Genomic DNA, 18,559 nt, shown 5'->3' on the forward strand with positions numbered 1-18,559 from the left:
ACAAAAGTTTATGATGATTAAAACATATGCGACTGATAAACGCAACGAAATACAAAATGAATTTATTACCAGAGAGGAAGGAAAATATGAAGAACTAAATCATGTATCAAAGGATTATCCTTTGTTGCATATCGGAATTTGTCTGCATAGCAGCTTAAGATTGGCATTCGTAGGACTGGCAATATTTTAAAAGAAAAGTGATTTAACGAAGGAGCGTTTTATAATGAAAAGTACTGCAAAAAAATTACTAACTACTATAGGCATATTGGTGACACTATTGATATCATTAGCAGGATGTTCCTCCGACTCCACTTCCATGGAGGAAAAAAATTACACCATACCTGCCCAAAAGATTGATACCTTAACAATTGATGTAAAGGACAAAAAAATAAATATCCTCCAATCTAAAGATGAACAAATTCATATTGTTTACTATGAAAGTGAGAAAGATTTTTACAAGATTGATCTATCTGACGATAAAAAACTGTCAATGGTAAGTGACAGTAATAAGGAATGGAACGACTATATCGGAGGAAAAGGTTCGCAAGTAACCAGAACTATTCAGGTATCGATACCTGATGCAACTTTAAAAAATTTGACTTTAAAAACATCAAATGAAAGTATTGTATTACCAACAATCGTGTTTTTAGGGACAGTGGAAGTAAACATAAATAACGGAAATATCCAACTGGACAAATTGAATGTAGGGACGGCTATAACCCTTGAAACAAAAAACGGAAATATTAGCGGTTCAATTTCAGGGTCATATGATGATTTCGCGATCTTAAGCAAGGTAAAGAAAGGAGATAGCAATTTGCCTGCCAATAAAGAGAATGGTTCGAAAAAATTATCTGCTTATACAAATAACGGCGAAATTACCATACAATTTTCTGAGTAGCCAGTAGTTAAATATTGGATCGTATGAAGTCAGATACAATATTGAAAGGGATAACCCCTGTTTCACTTTTGAAACTTCTGGTCGTACCCTTTCGACTATTCTACCGGCCTATAACCGATAAAATATCCGTCTTGTAATGGAAAACAGCGGCTTATACTTTCTGGATTACATTCGGACTCAGGAGTCGCTATTCATGAATTTCGTGCTGTTTTGGCAACTTATCGGACTAAGCGGACATACCTTGTTAATCCCGAATCCTACTCTTCTTAGAACATAGCAAAAAATCCGTAAAAAGAGGCCTCGATCGAAGACTCCTTTTACGGATTAAAATCCATTGCCTATATATGAACAGCCAGCTTATTTCTTACTCCGCACTTCAAAAATCGCAAACTTCAGATAGTGTCCTTCGTTAACGCCTAGAATCTGCGGATGGTCTTTGCCTGCGGCACGCCATTCCACAAGTCTCAATACTTTACCTGCATCTTTAGCTGCGTCGGCAATCGTCTCAAGGAATAGATCCGGCTGCATGTGGTAAGAACAACTTGCAGTAACCAAATATCCGCCTTCGTTCACCAGCTTCATGCCGTGTAGATTGATATCCTTGTAACCACGGCAAGCACCTGCTACTGCACTTTTAGTTTTCGCAAACGCTGGAGGGTCTAGGATAACTACATCCCAAGTTTTACCTCCACCTGCTGTCATCGGCTTGGAGGTATCTGTTTTGGTTGTTTTGCCTCCGGATTTAGCATTTGTAGACGCTACTGTTGATTCCGTTCCGCTTGCAATCGTCGCCCGCTCCGAACGTTCCTCCAGACCTTTTACCTGATTGCGCAGGTAGGCAAAAGCATCATCCACTACAAATTCCACTCGATCACTAAAGCCATTCAGCTCCACATTGACCTTGGCACTCTCTATAGCATGAGCGGAAACGTCAAGGCAGGTTACTTTTTTCGCACCATACTTGCAAGCATGCAGAGTGAAGCTACCTGTGTGCGAGAAACATTCCAGCACTGTAGCACCATCCCAATAAGGGAAAGTTACGTGTTTACCACTCTTGTTTACCGGCAAAGTTTGTAACGAGCCATCTTCTGTTTCGATTTCTTGCAGCGTAATGCCACTTCGTCCACCCCAGCCCTTCATGAGTGGGGCAATGGATGCTCTATTCTCACGCTGATCAAAGAAGTAGCCTGTCTTTTGGCCCTCTTCGATATCTACTACCAGCTTAAGGCCATTCTCACTTACGGTAACATGACGTGGGCATTCCCCGTACAGCACACCTGTAGTCTGCTCCATCCCTTCCAGTTCGCGCACGCTAACATCACTGCGTTCATAAATACCACGCGGTGCCATAACCTGTACAAGTGCTTCAACAATCTCTGTACGGCGCTTGTCCATTCCGAGTGTAAGGAGTTGTACAACCAAAATATCTCCGAACCGATCCACAATAAGCCCTGGCAAAAAGTCCGCCTCACCATAAACCAAACGATATGCATCTGCCCCAGGGAGGAAACGTTCTCTATGTTGCAGACAATTCGTAAACCGTTCTACGAAAAAAGCTGTATCCATGATCGCCAGTGGTCCCTGCGATACAATTCTCACCCGGATTTGCGATGCTGGATTGTAATAGCCCACGGCCAAAAACCGGCCTTGATGATTTAGGACATCTACTAATCCCCCTGCTTCTGGGTTTCCTTCAACTGATGCAACTTCACCTGCGTAGACCCATGGATGGCCCTGTTCTAATCTTTTTTTGCGATTGCGTTCTAAAATAACCGATGCCAATGACTTCAACTCCCTGTTTCTCTAAAAATGATTTTATACATGTCCTACACGTTACTTTCATATATTGGTGTACAACCCTCGTCCAAAGGAGTATGCCCAATGTTCCGTGATCTGCTTTTCCCTATTATATATGGTCTTGTCATTTTTCTGGCTGGCATGAAGCTAATGGAAACAGCGTTGTCCAAGCTTGCAGGGCCACTGTTAACTACAAGCCTGAATAAGGCAACCTCTACACCTATCAAAGGCTTGATCGCAAGCAGTGTACTGTCAGCCCTGCTTCAGAGCAGCACGGCTGTAACTGTGCTAACGATCGGTATGGTGAATGCCGGCCTGCTCACCTATGCTCGTACACTTGGCATTATCCTAGGCAGCAACATCGGCACCACTTTGACCACAGAGTTAATCGGACTTCAGATCAATTCCATGGCATCGCCACTGCTGGCTGCCTCACTGAGTCTGTGGGCCGCAGCGGTTATAGCTGGCGAGTTACCGCATACATCACGGGCAGCAGCACTATGCCGGAAAATATCAGAGCCGATGCAATTCATCAGCCTGGCTGTATCAGGATTCGCCCTAGTCCTATGGGGAATCGCAGTCATGCAGTCCATTGGCGGGACGCTTCAGGAGAGTGGCCTATTCCTTTGGTTCCTGAATCATGCTACCACAAGTGCCCTATGGGGACTCGCCGCTGGTGCCTGCTTAACTGCCCTGTTACATAGCAGCGCAGCAGTTATCGCCATGGCCATGGGCATTGCTGCCTCGGGTGCCATGCCACCAGAGCTCGGCATAGCCATCGTGCTCGGTGCCAACGTCGGTACCTGCGTCACGGCAGTCATCGCTTCCATCGGCGGCTCGTCTTCCGGCGTCTTTGTCGCTTGGTCGCATGTTGTCCTCAATGTAAGCGGTGCGCTACTGTTCCTACCTCTTATTGGGCCCCTACAAGCAACTGCTGCATGGATTGGCGGAGGAGCCGCCTCACAAATCGCCCATGCACAGACTATTTTTAACGTAGTATGCTCGCTAATCGCACTGCCATTATGTTACCTGCCTGTATGGTCAAGACTGGAGAAACGTCTTCAATCGTAACAATATACTGTAACGCCTGATCCCAAACTTTCCACAACTGTACTATTATACTTCAATCGAAAATATTATAAAACCGCGATCCATCGTAAAAAGTGATTACCGTCGAAGATGTTGCGATCAGAGCGAATAAGATTAAAGCAATATAGTCATTTCTTGAGAACGGACGACTGCTGTACCAAGTCCGTTTTCTATTAGTTCCGAAGCCACGTAACTCCATAGCCGTACTAATATTCTCAATTCGCTCAATGCTAGTCAGAATCAAGGGCATTAGAATCGAAATGATATTTTTAAGCCGCTTAGGCAGCTTTTCTTTTCGAGAGATGTCTATTCCCCGTGCCTGAGCAGAGAATGATATATTCTCATAATCTCTTTGGATATCCGGAATGTACCGCAGCGCAAGCGATACAGAATATGCAATTTTATAATTCACACCAATCCGGTTTAAAGACGCTGCGAATTCACTAGGATTTGTCGTTAGAAGGAACAACAGTGCCATGGGAATGACTACTGCATACTTAAGGGCAATATTTAATTGGTAGAATAGCTGCTCATATGTAACGGTATACCGACCTACAAGATGAACAATATCATGACGTGAACCGTAAACCTTTACACCTTCCAAAGGAGAAAAAATAAAGATAGCTATATGATTAAGCACAAAGAAGATCAGGATAAAATATAATACGAAAGCATAATCCTGAAATTGAACTTTAGAGACTCTAAAGGCAATCAAACTAAATAATAACATCACTATTAGACATCTTGTATCATATGTAATCATCCCTGTCACAGACCACACTATAAATAAAATCAGCTTAGTAGCGCCTGTAAGACGGTGAATAGGTGAATCTTGCTTCGTAAAAGTTAACATTGTGGCCTTCATCCGCCCCGGCTCCTCCTGTCGTATGCAATAAATCTTCTTACGAACTCTTCTGGCTGATCCAATTGGACCCTCATAGCCAATGTAAATAGTGAGGTCTCTTTCAAATTAGCATTCCTCACTACTTCTATATTGGTTAATACTCGTTCAGGGCTATCATCAGCAAGCTTAACACCATCAGACAACACTACAGCTCTATCGGCATACTCCAACATAAGATGCATATCATGCGTAATCATAATGACCGTCATTCCCTGTTCCCGAAGCGTCAAAAGAAATTCCATCATTTCGTTGTAGTGCCTATAATCCTGTGCTGCAGTCGGCTCATCTAATATGATCACTTCCGGCTCCAGGATCATAATAGAAGCAATAGTCACACGTTTCTTCTGACCGTAGCTGAGCGCAGAGATGGGCCAGCTACGAAAAGCGTATAGACCGCATATTTTCAAAACATGATGCACTCGCTCACAAATAATCTCCTCGGACACCCCTCGTAATTTAAGGCCTAGCGCAACCTCATCATATAAAAGCGTCTTAGAAATCATATGATTAGGATTCTGCATCACGAAACCGATCCGCTCTGCCCGCTCCTTAATCGTATCCTTGGCAATATCCCTTCCGTTCATCAATATCGAACCGGAAGTGGGCTTATAAAAGCCACAGATAAGCTTAGATACCGTGGATTTCCCAGCACCATTTCTCCCAGCTATACAGACCATTTCTCCTTTATGAATAAGAAGGTTAAGTTTATGAAGTACTGGTCTGCTCTTCTCATAACCGAATGAAACATCATGTAACTCAAGGATAGGTAGACTCTCACGTTTATCCTGCTGCGAATTATTATTATCATACCAGTACTCAAGCTTGCTGGAGCAAGAGTCCAGCCGAATTTCATCTATATGCTGTGGATTCATATCTGATGCAATCGTACATCCTGCATACTTTAAAGCCGTTAAATAGAGAGGTTCCCGAATGCCTACTTCTGAAAGTAAGCGAGTGCTTAATAGCTCAGTTGCTGGCATATCCGCCGCAATGCGTCCGTCATGGATCACAATAATGCGGTCCACCGCACGGTGAAGTACTTCCTCGAGCCTGTGCTCGATAATAATAACCGTTTTACCGGTCTCTTTTTGCACTCGGTCAATAAGCTCAATCGCTTTTGTGCCGGTATATGGATCTAAGTTTGCCAAAGGCTCATCAAACAACAGGATGTCCACATTACCAACCAGAACACCAGCTAAGGTTGTTTTCTGCTTCTGACCACCTGACAATTCCTGAGGTGACGCTCCTAAATATTCGTGGATATCCACGGCTGTTGCCGCAGCCACTACCTTTTCTATCATTTCGGCCTGTTGAACCGCGTGATTCTCCAGACTGAAGGCGATATCCTCTCCAACTGTTAATCCAACAAATTGTCCATCCGGGTCTTGTAGTACAGTCCCTACCTGATCCGACAATGCTGCAATACTAAGTTCTTTCTGCTCCAGACCCATAATTCGCAATGACCCAGACATTTCACCTTTATAGGCAAAAGGGATGAGTCCGTTTATACAATGAGCCAGCGTACTTTTTCCAGAACCAGAGGGTCCCACAATAAGTACCTTCTCCCCTTCGGCAATCGTTAAGTTGATATCTATGAGTGTAGGCTCCTGCTGTGCTCGATATTGAAAACTAAAATCCTTAAATTCAATCACTGCTTTTTTCATCCTTGACCTTCCTCTTAGCTTCGTTTGAAGAATTTCACTTCCATTATATGTTTTACAGCCATAAAAAAGCCGGTGATCTCCACCGGCTTTTGGTTTGGATTATATGCTACTCAGGCTTCTCTGGTCAAGCTGCCTTGCTTCGTTCTTGTCTTTGCATATGCAATTGCGAGTAGTGAGCCAATCACTGCTACAGTGACTATATTGGATGCTCCGGCGATAAGTCCTTGTGTGAATACTTTATTCGCTGGTTCTGCATAGATTAGAATATCCAGTACAGGTGCTACTAAGAACCAGGCGATTGCGTTTGCTACAATCTGGGCCAGATTAAAACGAATCAGTTCCTTTCGTCCGAATTCCCCGTCATGAATCCCAATTCTAGCCACAAGCAGACCAACAACGAGCCCAACAATTCCAGAAGCGATCACCCAACTGAACCAAGGGGAACCATAAAAAATCGCATCCTTCAGTGTATGTCCGATCAGGCCAATGAGTAATCCGGCAAACGGACCGTACAACAGTGCAAACAATGCCAGTAAAGCGTATGTAGTCTCAATGTTAGTGTTTGGAATTCCGGATGGAATCGAACCGAACCTGCCCAAAATAACGAATAAAGCAGAACCGATACCAATCGCAACAATCGTCTTAATCGATAACACCTTTTGTTTTGCCATATTTTCATCTCCCCCAACGCTTCTCTTTTATTTTGTGTAATTATACATCGGAATAGTCGGAATTAATATAGATTAAAATAAAAAAATCTGCAAAGCAACATTAATGTTGGCTTTGCAGACCCAGACCACTTATAGAGTTATTATGTGATTTGCTTTATCTATTTCACAGTAACGGTTACCGTCACTGTCTTGGTGCCAATCTTTCCTTTAATGGATGCCGTTCCTTTGCTCACAGCTACAATCTGGCCGCTAGCAGATACTCTAGCTACAGAAGGCTTAGAGCTAGTCCACGCCGCACTTCCCGTAACAATAGCGGTCTTCCCCGTATCATACTGCGCAATCACAACTGCATTCTGAACAGCTCCCGGAGCCATCTTCAGTCTATTCTCGTTGACAGTCAACTTCATTAGCTTAGGAACTACATTAATTTTGACACTAGCAGCGAGCCCTTGGTAAGAACCTGATAACGTCGCAGTTCCTTCTGTTATGGCTTTAACAGATGTACTTTTAACCGTGGCAACTGCTTCATTCGAGGACTCCCAATTCATGCTGCTGGAGATATTCCCCGTCTTACCATTAGAGTAGTAAGCCGTTACCTTTATGGATTTAGAACCTTTAATATTCAATTCAATCGCATTCGGTTCTACAACAATTTTAGTAACCTTTTGTTCAATAGTAACCGGGATACTAATAGTCTTATTAGCGTAGGTTCCCTTTAAAGTGGCAGAACCCTTCACCAGCCCTTTGATTACCTTGCCGGAAGAGGTTGTCTTGATAATTGCATTCGTACCGGTAATCTCCCATTCCATAGTACCTGTAGCATCGAGTTCATTCCCATTTTCCATCACAGCTTTGACTTCAGGAACAGCCTTCTCTTCACCAGTAACAACCACAACGTTTTCCTCTGGTCCGAGCAGGATATGAACCTTATCTTTAACTGTAACACTTACTACAACACTTTTTTCCCGGATAGCCGCTTTGGAGGAGGTAGGATTCTCTGATTTTATTTTGCCGACAATATTAACAGTACCAGCCTTTTCAGCAACGAGCTTGCCATCTTTGATGGTGGCGATCTCATCGTTGGCAGAAGTCCACTCGATTTCTTGACTAAGATCCAGCTTCGTTCCATCTAGCTTGGTTCCGTTGACCTTTGGCAAACTAACGGAATCCTCTGTGTACATGTCCAGTTCCTTTTTATCAGCTTCCAACTCAGTAATCGTAGGGTATACCGTCAACTTAAAGCTTTTACTAATCCCTCTGTACTCTGCTTTAATAACCGATGTTCCCACTGCTTTTGCGGTGATCGCTGCAGCATCAGTACCCGCAGTAACCGTCGCCGCGAGTTGGTTGTCCGAACTCCATACTGCACTATTGGATACATTCGGAGTGGAATTCGCAGCATCTCTAACTTCTGCTTTAACGTTCAAGCTCTCACCCATAAACAAGAATTGATCGCCTGATGGAGTAAGCAATAACGCCTCGTAAGGAGCTCGTACATATACATCCACAGTTTGTGTAATCCCCAGATAAGATACTGTAATTACAGCTTTTCCTGCGGACAGTACTTTAATTTCTCCCTTGTCTACAGTAGCGACACTTGTATTAGAAGAAGACCATTCCGCTTTCTCTGAAATATCATTTGCGGTCGTCTTTGTAGTCTCTTTGGTAAAGGCAGCTACTTTCACCGGATTATCGCCAACGAGCATTTCAATTTCCTTAATTACGATGCCCTTATCATTTTTAAGCTCAATTTCAGAATAAGGCAATTTGACTACAGCTTTAAAGGTTGCTGTTAGATCCTTGTATTTGGCAGTAATGGTTGAAGTACCTTCACCCGCCAATGTGATTTTACCTTCTGCAATCGTCAATACGCTTGTATTGGAGCTGCTCCAAGTGGTATCAGCCGTTACATCCTTGGCAGAAGTCGCTGTTTCGCCACCAATCGCATTGGCTTTGACCAACAGTTTATCCTCTTCGTCACCCAATTTATAGTTCCCTTCGGAGCTATATTCGAGCTTCAATTCTTTGATCGGATGTGAAACCTCTACTTCTATAGTAGCGAGTGCATGATTATAAGTAGCTGTAATAATAGCCTTTCCGCTATCTATTGGAGTCAATAAGCCATTTACTACTTTTACAGCGTTAGTGTTAGAAGAATTCCATACCACTGCACCGGTCACATCTCTTTTGGAGGAGGACCCTTCCACATTCGCATATACCTTCAGTTGCTTTGGCGTTTGTCCAACCGTAAGCTGCACTTTGGCTGAGCTTTCAAACTCAATCGAGTTGATATCGCCGGCAGCTGCAAAGACACTTACCGGAAAAACCGCAGTAGCTAACAATATCATGATGAGGAGCATTTTCGTCATTTTCCTGTACACAGTCATTTGTTCTCTCCCTTAGGTTATAATGTCGTTTGGTGGTTTATCCCCACACTCTTTTACTTATATCGACAATTGTACACCAAGTGTTTACCCTATAACTCCATAAAGCCAAATTCAGGACTTTCAGACTAGATAATCAGGTGATAGGTTGATCAATATATTAGGAAGTAATATGCTAGCTACTACATTCTTTTTTTGAACCAAGGGGGCTATGATGAGTTTAGAGAACTTTCAACTAGAGACAATCCCTACTCCAAAAGAGGAGGATAGCTTCCTTAAAGGGGTAAAAGATTGCATTCCTACACTACTCGGTTATTTGAGCATTGGACTTGCAGCAGGTGTTGTTCAAAAGACCGCCGGGCTGAGCATTGCTGAGATTGCCTTGATCAGTCTGATGCTTTATGCCGGTTCAGCACAGTTTATAGCTGCTGGAATGATAGCTGTAAGCAGCTCGCCTGTTGCTATTATCGTTACGATATTTATCGTGAATCTTCGTCATATTTTGCTTAGTGCAGCTCTGTCACCTTATTTCCGGCATCTTACCCCACTGAGAAACATGCTGGTTGGAACCCTGCTGACAGATGAGACCTTTGGAGTTGCTATTAATCAAACGGTGAATAAGCAACAAATTAGTGAAAAATGGATGCATGGCCTTAATCTCACTGCCTATTTAAATTGGTTTATTGCGAATATAGCAGGAGCTTTTTTGGCACAGTGGATTTCTGATCCAGATCAATTCGGTCTACAGTTTGCTTTACCTGCCATGTTCATTGGCATCCTTGTTATTTCCATGATTGATCGTAATAAAATAAAACTTGATTTAGTTGTCGCAATCCTAGCAGTAATCATCGCTGTAGCTAGCTCCTTCGTATTCTCCGGTAGTGTGGGTGTCATTATTGCAACGGTCATTGCGTCAACAGTAGGGATGGTGCTTGAAAAATGGAAGTAAGATGGGATGTATTTTTGATTATTCTAGGGGCGGCTTTGGTAACCTTCATTCCAAGGGTGGCTCCATTAATGATTCTAAGCCGATTCGAATTGCCTGAATGGGGAATGCGCTGGTTAAATTATGTTCCTATCTCTGTTATGGCGGCACTAATAGGTCAGGAGATCCTCTTAAATGATGGAAAATTCCCACCTATAGCTAATAACGTTGAGCTTTTTGCGGCAATCCCTACTTTTTGGATCGCTATAAAGACCCGGAGTTTGCTAGGAACTGTACTGGTTGGGATTGTTTCGATCATGATCCTGCGGATGTTTTTTTGATCATGCAGGGGACCCCAAAAGCAATGAGTTACTGTGGCTGCTGGTCCCCCGTCTCTTATCTGACCACTTCTTGGCGCTACTCGTAAGAATTCATTATCAGGAATAGCTGCATTATTTCTACGTAACGATCAGGATTCATCAGGCCAGTTTCGTCCATAAAAGAGTTAAAAAGATGACATAGTACAAGTCATTTATAGTGATTGCAAGCGAGAGCTTCTCTTTCAGGCGCTCCGCACCACCTTCTCAGCGATATCGGGGGATTTATACCCCTCTTTTTCACTTTTCGCGCCTTTCGGGCGATATCTGGGGGATTTATACCCCTCTTTTTCACCTTTCGCGCCTTCCGGGCGATATCTGGGGGATTTATACCCCTCTTTCTCACCTTTCGCGCCTTTCGGGCGATATCTGGGGGATTTATACCCCTCTTTCTCACGTTTCGCGCCTTCTGGGCGATATGGGCGTTGTTTTGGGCTTCTTTACAAAATCACTGCTAATATATGTACCACTTTTCCAAGAATATTGTCCCTGGAGTCCGAAAGTATGCTGGTATCTCCATAGAAAACCGCAAGATTAGGAGAGAGCTATACCTCTCCCATGTAGCAGCTATTCCTCTGCTATGCGGTTGCATTTCTCAGCTAACGCCAAACACACAAAGGAGCAATTCTCCATTAACGGGAGATTTGCTCCTTTGCTGTCTTTTAACTAACGTCTATTCCTTAACGAACAGCCAGCTTAAGACCGCTCTGACTAACCCCGACCAATTCGCCTCGGCATTCGTTCACACCAGCTTCGGTGATCTTCACCTCACAAAGTTCTCCTTGAAGTGAATCCTCTCCATCAAAGAAGACCTGCAAATAGTTGTCGCTGAATCCATGCTGGATATTGCGGCCCGGAGCTCCTTTAGCGGATCTTTCCGGAATCACACTAAGCGTCTGTCCTACAAACTTACGGGCATATGCTAATTGCATTTCTTCGGATAGATCAATCAGCTCCTGCACGCGTACATTTTTGATCTCCTCATCGATCTGATTCTCCATCCGCGCTGCAGGAGTACCTGTCCGCTTGGAATACGGGAATACATGCATCTCCGAGTAATTTACAGCCTTCATGAAATCGTATCCGGAACGGAACATCTCATCGGTCTCACCCGGGAATCCAACGATAACGTCAGTGGTAATCCCGACATCTGGCATCGCCTGGCGGATCAATTGCATTTTGGCGTAATACTCTTCTGTCGTATATTTACGGCGCATCGCTTTCAGCACATCATTATGACCGGCTTGTAACGGAATATGCAGATGACGGCACATTTTGGAGGAACGATTCAGCACCTCAAGCAGCTTCTCATCAATCTGACTAGCTTCAATAGAACTGATACGCACCCGTTCCAGACCATCTACCTTATCTAGATCCCACAGTAAATCGGAAAGACGGTAATTATCAAGATCATCACCGTAACCTCCGGTATGAATACCCGTTAGTACAAACTCCTTATACCCTGCTCCTACCAATTGATGCGCTTGAGCTACGATGCTTTTGGGATCACGACTGCGAGAAAGTCCACGCGACCATGGAATGATGCAGAAGGTGCAGAAGTTGTTACAACCATCCTGAATCTTCATAAAAGCACGCGTCCGATCCGCAAAGCCTGGCACATCCATCTCTTCGAACTCACGTGTCTTCATAATATTACGCACAGCATTGACCGGCTGACGTGAGGCTTCAATATTCTTCACATGTGTCATGATCTGATCGCGGTCCTGGTTACCGATGACAAGGTCAACTCCAGGAATATCTAGAATCTCCCCAGGAGAGGTCTGTGCATAGCAGCCTGTTACGGCTACGATGGCCTCTGGATTACGGCGCACGGCGCGTCGGATCATTTGACGGCTTTTTTTGTCACCTGTGTTAGTTACTGTACAAGTATTAATCAGATATACATCGGCGGGACCCTCGAAATCAACCTGCTCGTAACCTTCATTTTTAAATAGCTGCCAAATGGCTTCGGTATCATAGAAATTCACTTTACAACCTAAAGTATAAAACGCTACGGATGGCATCTCTTAAGCTCCTCCCATTTCTCCAGATTCATATAATATACAAGCAGCGGCAACCATGCCCGCTGTCTCACAGCGCAGAATTCGCCGTCCTAGTCCTACGGATACTGCCCCGGCTTCTTCTGCCTTGAGGCATTCCTCCGGAGTAAAACCTCCTTCAGGACCTACCACAACCATAACTTTCCCGCCAGACTGCGGCGAAAGCGATGCTAACCATGGAGCGACGCTGCTTCGAAGCTGTAAGCCTTCCTCTTTTTCATAACAGAAATAAACAGCATCATACTCACTAAAAGTCTGCAAAAGCTGCTTCCAGGACAACGGTGACCCTACAGACGGAACGATGTTCCGATGAGCCTGTTCGGCAGCTTCCTTACAAATTTTACGCCAGCGATCCAGTCGTTTGCTTTCTTTACGCTCGTCGTATTGCACTATTGTGCGTTCTGACAGAAAAGGAACAAAGCCTACAGCACCAATCTCTGTACACTTCTGAATGACAGTTTCCATCTTATCGGCTTTAGGCAAGCTCTGAGCGACTGTAATTTTAATTCGAGGTTCATGCGTCATCTCCAGGGACTCCAAAATGTTCACAGTGACTTCCCCAATTTCAATCTGCGCAATCTCTACTAATGCCTCACGGGAAACACCATCGCTAACAATAAGCTTGTCCCCTGCCTTACCACGCATCACTTTAGCGATATGACGGGCGTCTTCCCCATCAATTCTCACGGTATCCGCACCAAACTGCTCCGGTGTAACGAAATATCGCTGCATCTCATCATCATCCTGTTCATAAATTCAGTAACAAATATAAACGCCTTCAGCGTCCTTATAAGGACGGTAAGCGTTTAATCGAAAAATATAAGTCATAAAGTATAGAGTGGTACTTATACTTTCTTATATTTGAAGAAACGGCTTAGTCGCCCTTATAAGGACATCACCCGTTTCTTCAAGAAATATAAGGTTCGGTCAGACGAAAATTAACTATCAAATTTTGATCAAATTACATAATACAATGTTTGACAAAGGTTGAACAGACTTCATCCCTTGCCTTAGCTGCCAAAAATTCTTAGAGACAACTGTACAAATGTTCTCGACATTTCACTAGCCCAGCCTGCGAGCGGATCAATCGTATACGTCCGTAGCCCAGGAATAAACAGAATCAATAAAAAGAGAAATACAGCCCATTGTTCAAATTGCTGTAATTTGCCGCGGATCGAACGTGGGGCGATATCTTCCACAATCCGATAGCCATCCAGTGGCGGCAGCGGAATAAGATTGAACAGAAACAGAAAGAAGTTCCATTGAATGAAGGTGCCAAAGAATAAGTATACAGCCTCGAGCATGCGATCATTCGAGATATTATCTAGAACTCCAGTTGCCGCAAGTGCACCGTATATTATAGCACCAATAATTCCTAAGAGCAGGTTACTGATTGGTCCCGCAGCCGACACGATGACTCCCATGAGACGAGGACGACTAAAGTTATCGCGGTTTACCGGAACCGGACGTGCCCAACCGAAGCCAGCAACTAGCAGCAGCAAAATACCAAAGAAATCGAAATGAACAGCAGGATTAAGCGTCATGCGGCCAAGTAATCTTGCTGTTGGGTCACCGAACTTATTCGCGAAATATGCATGACTGAATTCATGTACTGTAAAAGCAATTAAAATTGTAATGAGCAGGAAAGGAAGCTGATCTAAATCTACTCGAATTATATTTTGTAATATATCCATCTATACCTCTTTCCGGCTGTAAACGCCACCCAATCTTCCTCACGGGATATTTCAATAATCTCAAAACCAGACGCTTTTAGCGCGTTCGCTACAAGTCCTTCTTTATCTTTATATATACCTGAGGTAATGTAGAGGCCTCCAGGCTGAAGCGCGCGGTACACATCATCCGTAAACAATACGATGATTTCCGCCAAAATATTCGCAACTACAATTTGTACAGGCAATGTCACGCCAAGGCTGCCTTCTTGCTCTTGCTTAGCAGGAACGGCTCCTTCTAGTGAGTGACCAGGTCTAGCGGATGGCCACATCTCTCCAGCCGCTGTATCAGCTACGCCTTCCCCGCCCAGCAGCGATAGAAGATCGCTCTCTTTTACCGTTATGGATGATTCAAGCTTGTTAAGGGCTACATTCTCCCGTGCACTTTCCACAGCCACCGGATCTAAATCTAAGGCCAATACGGATTTTGCACCTAGCAGCATCGCACCTACAGCCAGAATTCCTGAACCGGTGCCGACATCGATAACTTCTTCACCGCCGCTAATATTCTTTTCAAGTGCACGGAGACACAAAGCTGTTGTAGGGTGAGTCCCAGTACCAAATGCCATGCCAGGGTCGATCTCAATGATGGCTTCATCTGGACTCTCAGGCGTATATTCCTCCCAGGTTGGTTTAATGGTAAGACGTTTGGATACGCGTAGCGGTTTGAAATATTGCTTCCAAGCATGCGCCCATTCGTCTTCATCCACAGTCTTCCAAGAAATCAACGCTTTGCCTGGATCAATCCCGTACTCATGCAATTCGGCTACCCGTGGAGTCAATTCTTCTATAACAGCATCCATATCTGTGGAATCGGCATAATACCCTTTTATGACCGCTTCCCCTTCAGGAATATCATTCAAAGGTTGGTCGTACAATTCACCGTAACGTGTATCCCGTTCTTTATTCAGTGTGCCGGATTCCTCGATAGAAACCCCACCCGCACCAGCTTCATATAAAAAATTCGAAATCATTTCCTGTGCTTCTTCTGTTGTATGTATCGTCACTTCATGCCATAACATCTTTATGTAATCCTCCTAAAAGTTTTGTGAGCATTTGCTTCATTGGTTTACTTCGTGCAAAACTCGCTTCGAAAGCATTCGCTTCATAGTATAACATTTCTTATTGGTGTAACGCCAAACTACAGCTCAACGACCTGCGACGTCCTCTTTACGCCTACAAAAGCAGTTGAGCGAATGATCATCCACCATCCCCGATGCCTGCATAAAAGCATAGCATATTGTAGTACCCACAAACTTCATGCCTTTCTTCTTTAATGCCTTACTCATCTCATCAGACTGAGCCGTCGAAGCAGGTACATCTGCACGAGTCTTCCAATGATTAATAGTTGGCACACCTCCGACAAAGCTCCAGAGATACTCTGCAAAGCTGCCATATTCCTCGCAAATTTGCAAATACACACCCGCATTACGAATGATAGCATCAATTTTCAATCGATTTCTAATAATCCCTGGATCACTCATTAGCTCTGCCATTTTGGCTTCATCATAATGGACAATCTTATTCGGATCAAATCCGTCAAATACCTCTCTGAAACGCGCCCGTTTTTTTAGTACCGTGTACCAGCTCAGCCCTGCCTGCATCCCTTCCAGCATAAGCAATTCAAACAGCTTTTGGTCACCATACAGAGGCTTTCCCCACTCTTCATCATGATAGGCAATATATAGAGGATCATCATTGACCCAAGCACAGCGAGTGACTTCCATCATTTCCTCCCCCTTTAATTATTCATAGCTAAACCTTTACAACGTCTACTCACTGTAAACGAAAAAAAGGGAAGAACACAAGGTTCATCCCCTAAAAAAGTTATTCTATTTCCTTTAATTATGCTTCTTCTAACTCTTATAACCGGATCTGCACTCTCGTTTCTTTATCCGGATCATCAGTTGTATAGTAGAACATATAGATAGTAGCTTCTGTACCTTTAAAATCCTTATACACATCAATGGCCTTGTTGTTTCCATCCCCCGCGAAATTGACGGTTAGCGGTTTACCTAGGATGCGCTCCTTACCCAACCCAATATGTGTCTGGTTAATTCCACCGAAGCGAGCATCTTCACTTCCAGTTTCTACATAAAGATCGGATCCTTGCATATAGTATGTCCACTTCACCGGATACCCGTTGAGTTGCTGGATAATCGTCTGTTTCTTTTGAGAAATGTTCGTTAAAAGAAGCGGTATTTTGTCATCATTATTTTTGGTAATTTTATAGCTGCCATGCTGAGTCACCTTATATTTAGCTACAAAGGTAATCGGAGTCTCTTTCGTAATTTCAAGATCGACTGGCCGTTCGAAACGAAGCACTGTCAGCTCCGGCTCACCCTCTGGAGATCTCCATAAATTCCCCTCAAGCGTCTTGCCTGCTACTTCAAGAGCATACTTTTTATAAGGGAAGCCATTGTCTATATCCTTACTTCTAACTGTGACTCGAATTTGAGTAGGCGACACAACCATATTCTCCAGCGTGTAATCAGTCTCACCTGCCTCGAGCGGCAGATTTAGACTGGTTTTTATCGTCCCGCTCTCCATCTGCTTTTTACTTAATTGAAGATCGAATGAAAGTGGTCCATTAACATCTTTTTCTTTCTTCATATATTGCAGCTTATAAGTCGTTTGACCACCGGAAACATCCTCCGCCTTAAAGTATTGCTGCGCTGTATACTCCCCTTTTTCTCCTGGTGTACCGAAAGTACCTCCAGGCAGCGAATTTATGAGCGTTCCATTTTTGTAACCGACAATATTTGGATAGGCCCATTCTTTTGCTTCTGGCTGATCAAAAATGATCGCTGAAGAGAATAACATTTTCTCTTGACCTTGGGTAAATGGCTTCACCTCTATGCTGCGCATCCCCTCCTGTCCAATAGGGAAGCTCTGTGTCTCCGTCGAGTGAATATCCAGCGGCAAATCTAACGATTGTTCACTAAAAGCCTGAATATCATTTGTAACTAGCTGAACATTCACGGTGTCCTTCTCTGGTGTCCATTCACTTTCGAAATAACCGTTATAAATTTGGTTCTTTTCGTCCCAGTTCAGATAATTATACTCTCCAGAACTTTTTCCCCCCTCAGTACCTTTCAGGGTCATCTCAGTCACACGCCAAGTTTCACTGTCCTGTCGTTGTCCAACATCCAATGTGAATAAGATGACCGTTCGATTCTCATCCACAATGGCGGTATGTAGCTTTAGCGTCACTCCGTCCTTTGTCACCGATTGATCCAGCTTTTGACCGAGGTTTTGTGCCAGTGCCGCCTGAATACCACCTTTTTCACGGAGCATTGTATCCCAATTATAATGAACTGCCGCATATACTGGCGCCGCCGCTAGAAGTAATGAAAACGATGAAACAAGTGCTATTTTGCTCCAGTTTCTCCCCTGTTTCTGGCTACCACTGCTCATCCGAGCGTGAAAAGATGTTGTATTTTTATGTTCAATTCTCTCCCACATGCTTTCAAAATCAGGATATGTTACACTTTGACCCTCATTTAACTGATGCTCCAGCATATTCTCCAACTTTTTCATAAGATTCGCCCTCTTTCCGTTCAATTTGAACCCCAGCCTCCAGCAAAATTCTCCGCAATACCTTTAGCCCTTTATGCAGCCTTGATTTGGTCGTCCCGAGCGGGATGGATAGCAGGTCTGATACTTCAGCCAAGCTGAAATCATGCATGTACCTAAGCGTAATCACCATCCGAAGTTTGACTGGCAACTGGCTCAAATATTTCGCCCATTCCATTGTCGTCTCCCGCTGCTCAATCAATCGTTCTACAGGGATTTCAGGAGACTTCTTAAATAAATAAAGATTGTCTGATATTTTTTGCTGTAAAGTACGCTTCCGTTTCAAATGATTCAGGCAATGGTTGACCGTTATTTTCATAATCCAAGCCTTCAAATGCTCTACGTTCTCACGATTCGTGTGAAATACGGTAATGAACACATCCTGCGTCAAGTCCTCCGCATCCGCCGCGTCATGCACCATATAGTAGCAGGTCCGATATACATCCTTGTTGTAGGCTTCGAATAATTCCCGATTAGTCTCCAA

16 protein-coding genes are annotated in these 18,559 nt (G+C 43.8%); 4 read left to right on the forward strand and 12 right to left on the reverse strand.

What is annotated here, in order from left to right:
• Positions 1-223 precede the first annotated feature (223 nt).
• Positions 224-898 (forward strand): DUF4097 family beta strand repeat-containing protein, encoded by a 675-nt coding sequence (locus ACQKMP_RS27820; RefSeq protein WP_427472141.1) that lies wholly within the window; start codon positions 224-226, stop codon positions 896-898.
• Positions 899-1,255: 357 nt separating this feature from the next.
• Here ACQKMP_RS27820 and ACQKMP_RS27825 read toward each other — a convergent pair whose 3' ends face one another.
• Positions 1,256-2,680: a class I SAM-dependent rRNA methyltransferase gene (locus ACQKMP_RS27825; RefSeq protein WP_339266606.1), complete on the reverse strand. Its 1,425-nt coding sequence runs from the start codon at positions 2,678-2,680 to the stop codon at positions 1,256-1,258.
• Between the two features lie 99 nt (positions 2,681-2,779).
• Here ACQKMP_RS27825 and ACQKMP_RS27830 point away from each other — a divergent pair, with 99 nt between their 5' ends.
• Positions 2,780-3,766: a Na/Pi cotransporter family protein gene (locus tag ACQKMP_RS27830; protein WP_427472143.1), complete on the forward strand. Its 987-nt coding sequence runs from the start codon at positions 2,780-2,782 to the stop codon at positions 3,764-3,766.
• Between the two features lie 52 nt (positions 3,767-3,818).
• Here the strand turns inward: ACQKMP_RS27830 and ACQKMP_RS27835 are convergent, their stop codons facing one another.
• From ACQKMP_RS27835 to ACQKMP_RS27850, 4 genes are all read right to left on the reverse strand, one after another.
• Positions 3,819-4,649, reverse strand: a complete 831-nt coding sequence (locus ACQKMP_RS27835; protein ID WP_339243205.1) for an energy-coupling factor transporter transmembrane component T — start codon at positions 4,647-4,649, stop codon at positions 3,819-3,821.
• The gene (locus ACQKMP_RS27840) at positions 4,646-6,352 is read right to left on the reverse strand and encodes an ABC transporter ATP-binding protein (protein WP_427472145.1); all 1,707 of its coding nucleotides are present in this window, start codon (positions 6,350-6,352) and stop codon (positions 4,646-4,648) included. The genes ACQKMP_RS27835 and ACQKMP_RS27840 overlap by 4 nt, the downstream gene beginning before the upstream one ends.
• A gap of 110 nt (positions 6,353-6,462) precedes the next feature.
• Positions 6,463-7,023 carry an ECF-type riboflavin transporter substrate-binding protein gene (locus ACQKMP_RS27845; RefSeq protein WP_042190972.1) on the reverse strand — a complete coding sequence of 187 codons (561 nt, stop codon included), beginning with the start codon at positions 7,021-7,023 and terminating at the stop codon, positions 6,463-6,465.
• A 158-nt stretch (positions 7,024-7,181) separates the two neighbouring features.
• Complete coding sequence (locus ACQKMP_RS27850) at positions 7,182-9,410, reverse strand: hypothetical protein (RefSeq protein ID WP_427472147.1); 2,229 nt, start codon at positions 9,408-9,410, stop codon at positions 7,182-7,184.
• Positions 9,411-9,621: 211 nt separating this feature from the next.
• On the opposite strand from ACQKMP_RS27850, the gene ACQKMP_RS27855 reads away from it, so the two are divergent.
• Together ACQKMP_RS27855 and ACQKMP_RS27860 are read left to right on the forward strand one after the other, a co-directional pair.
• Positions 9,622-10,356, forward strand: coding sequence for an AzlC family ABC transporter permease (locus ACQKMP_RS27855; protein WP_427472220.1), 735 nt, complete (start codon positions 9,622-9,624; stop codon positions 10,354-10,356).
• Positions 10,347-10,673, forward strand: a complete 327-nt coding sequence (locus tag ACQKMP_RS27860) for an AzlD domain-containing protein (protein ID WP_379424562.1) — start codon at positions 10,347-10,349, stop codon at positions 10,671-10,673. The genes ACQKMP_RS27855 and ACQKMP_RS27860 overlap by 10 nt, the downstream gene beginning before the upstream one ends.
• A 716-nt stretch (positions 10,674-11,389) precedes the next feature.
• Here ACQKMP_RS27860 and mtaB read toward each other — a convergent pair.
• From mtaB to ACQKMP_RS27895, 7 genes are all read right to left on the reverse strand, one after another.
• Positions 11,390-12,733: a tRNA (N(6)-L-threonylcarbamoyladenosine(37)-C(2))-methylthiotransferase MtaB gene (gene mtaB, locus ACQKMP_RS27865; RefSeq protein WP_379424563.1), complete on the reverse strand. Its 1,344-nt coding sequence runs from the start codon at positions 12,731-12,733 to the stop codon at positions 11,390-11,392.
• A 3-nt stretch (positions 12,734-12,736) separates the two neighbouring features.
• Positions 12,737-13,501: an RsmE family RNA methyltransferase gene (locus ACQKMP_RS27870; protein WP_042190982.1), complete on the reverse strand. Its 765-nt coding sequence runs from the start codon at positions 13,499-13,501 to the stop codon at positions 12,737-12,739.
• Positions 13,502-13,779: 278 nt separating this feature from the next.
• Positions 13,780-14,463, reverse strand: coding sequence for a site-2 protease family protein (locus ACQKMP_RS27875; RefSeq protein ID WP_042190984.1), 684 nt, complete (start codon positions 14,461-14,463; stop codon positions 13,780-13,782).
• Complete coding sequence (gene prmA / locus ACQKMP_RS27880; protein ID WP_427472150.1) at positions 14,442-15,521, reverse strand: 50S ribosomal protein L11 methyltransferase; 1,080 nt, start codon at positions 15,519-15,521, stop codon at positions 14,442-14,444. Before prmA ends, ACQKMP_RS27875 begins: the two co-directional genes overlap by 22 nt.
• Before the next feature lie 126 nt (positions 15,522-15,647).
• Complete coding sequence (locus tag ACQKMP_RS27885; protein WP_042190988.1) at positions 15,648-16,226, reverse strand: DNA-3-methyladenine glycosylase I; 579 nt, start codon at positions 16,224-16,226, stop codon at positions 15,648-15,650.
• Positions 16,227-16,362: 136 nt separating this feature from the next.
• Entirely contained in the window at positions 16,363-18,039 is a 1,677-nt protein-coding gene (locus tag ACQKMP_RS27890) for a DUF4179 domain-containing protein (RefSeq protein ID WP_427472151.1), read from the reverse strand.
• The gene (locus tag ACQKMP_RS27895) at positions 17,999-18,559 is read right to left on the reverse strand and encodes an RNA polymerase sigma factor (RefSeq protein ID WP_076299677.1); all 561 of its coding nucleotides are present in this window, start codon (positions 18,557-18,559) and stop codon (positions 17,999-18,001) included. The genes ACQKMP_RS27890 and ACQKMP_RS27895 overlap by 41 nt, the downstream gene beginning before the upstream one ends.

It is taken from the genome of Paenibacillus sp. NPDC101420, from assembly GCF_050277435.1.
Lineage (GTDB): Bacteria > Bacillota > Bacilli > Paenibacillales > Paenibacillaceae > Paenibacillus_AQ.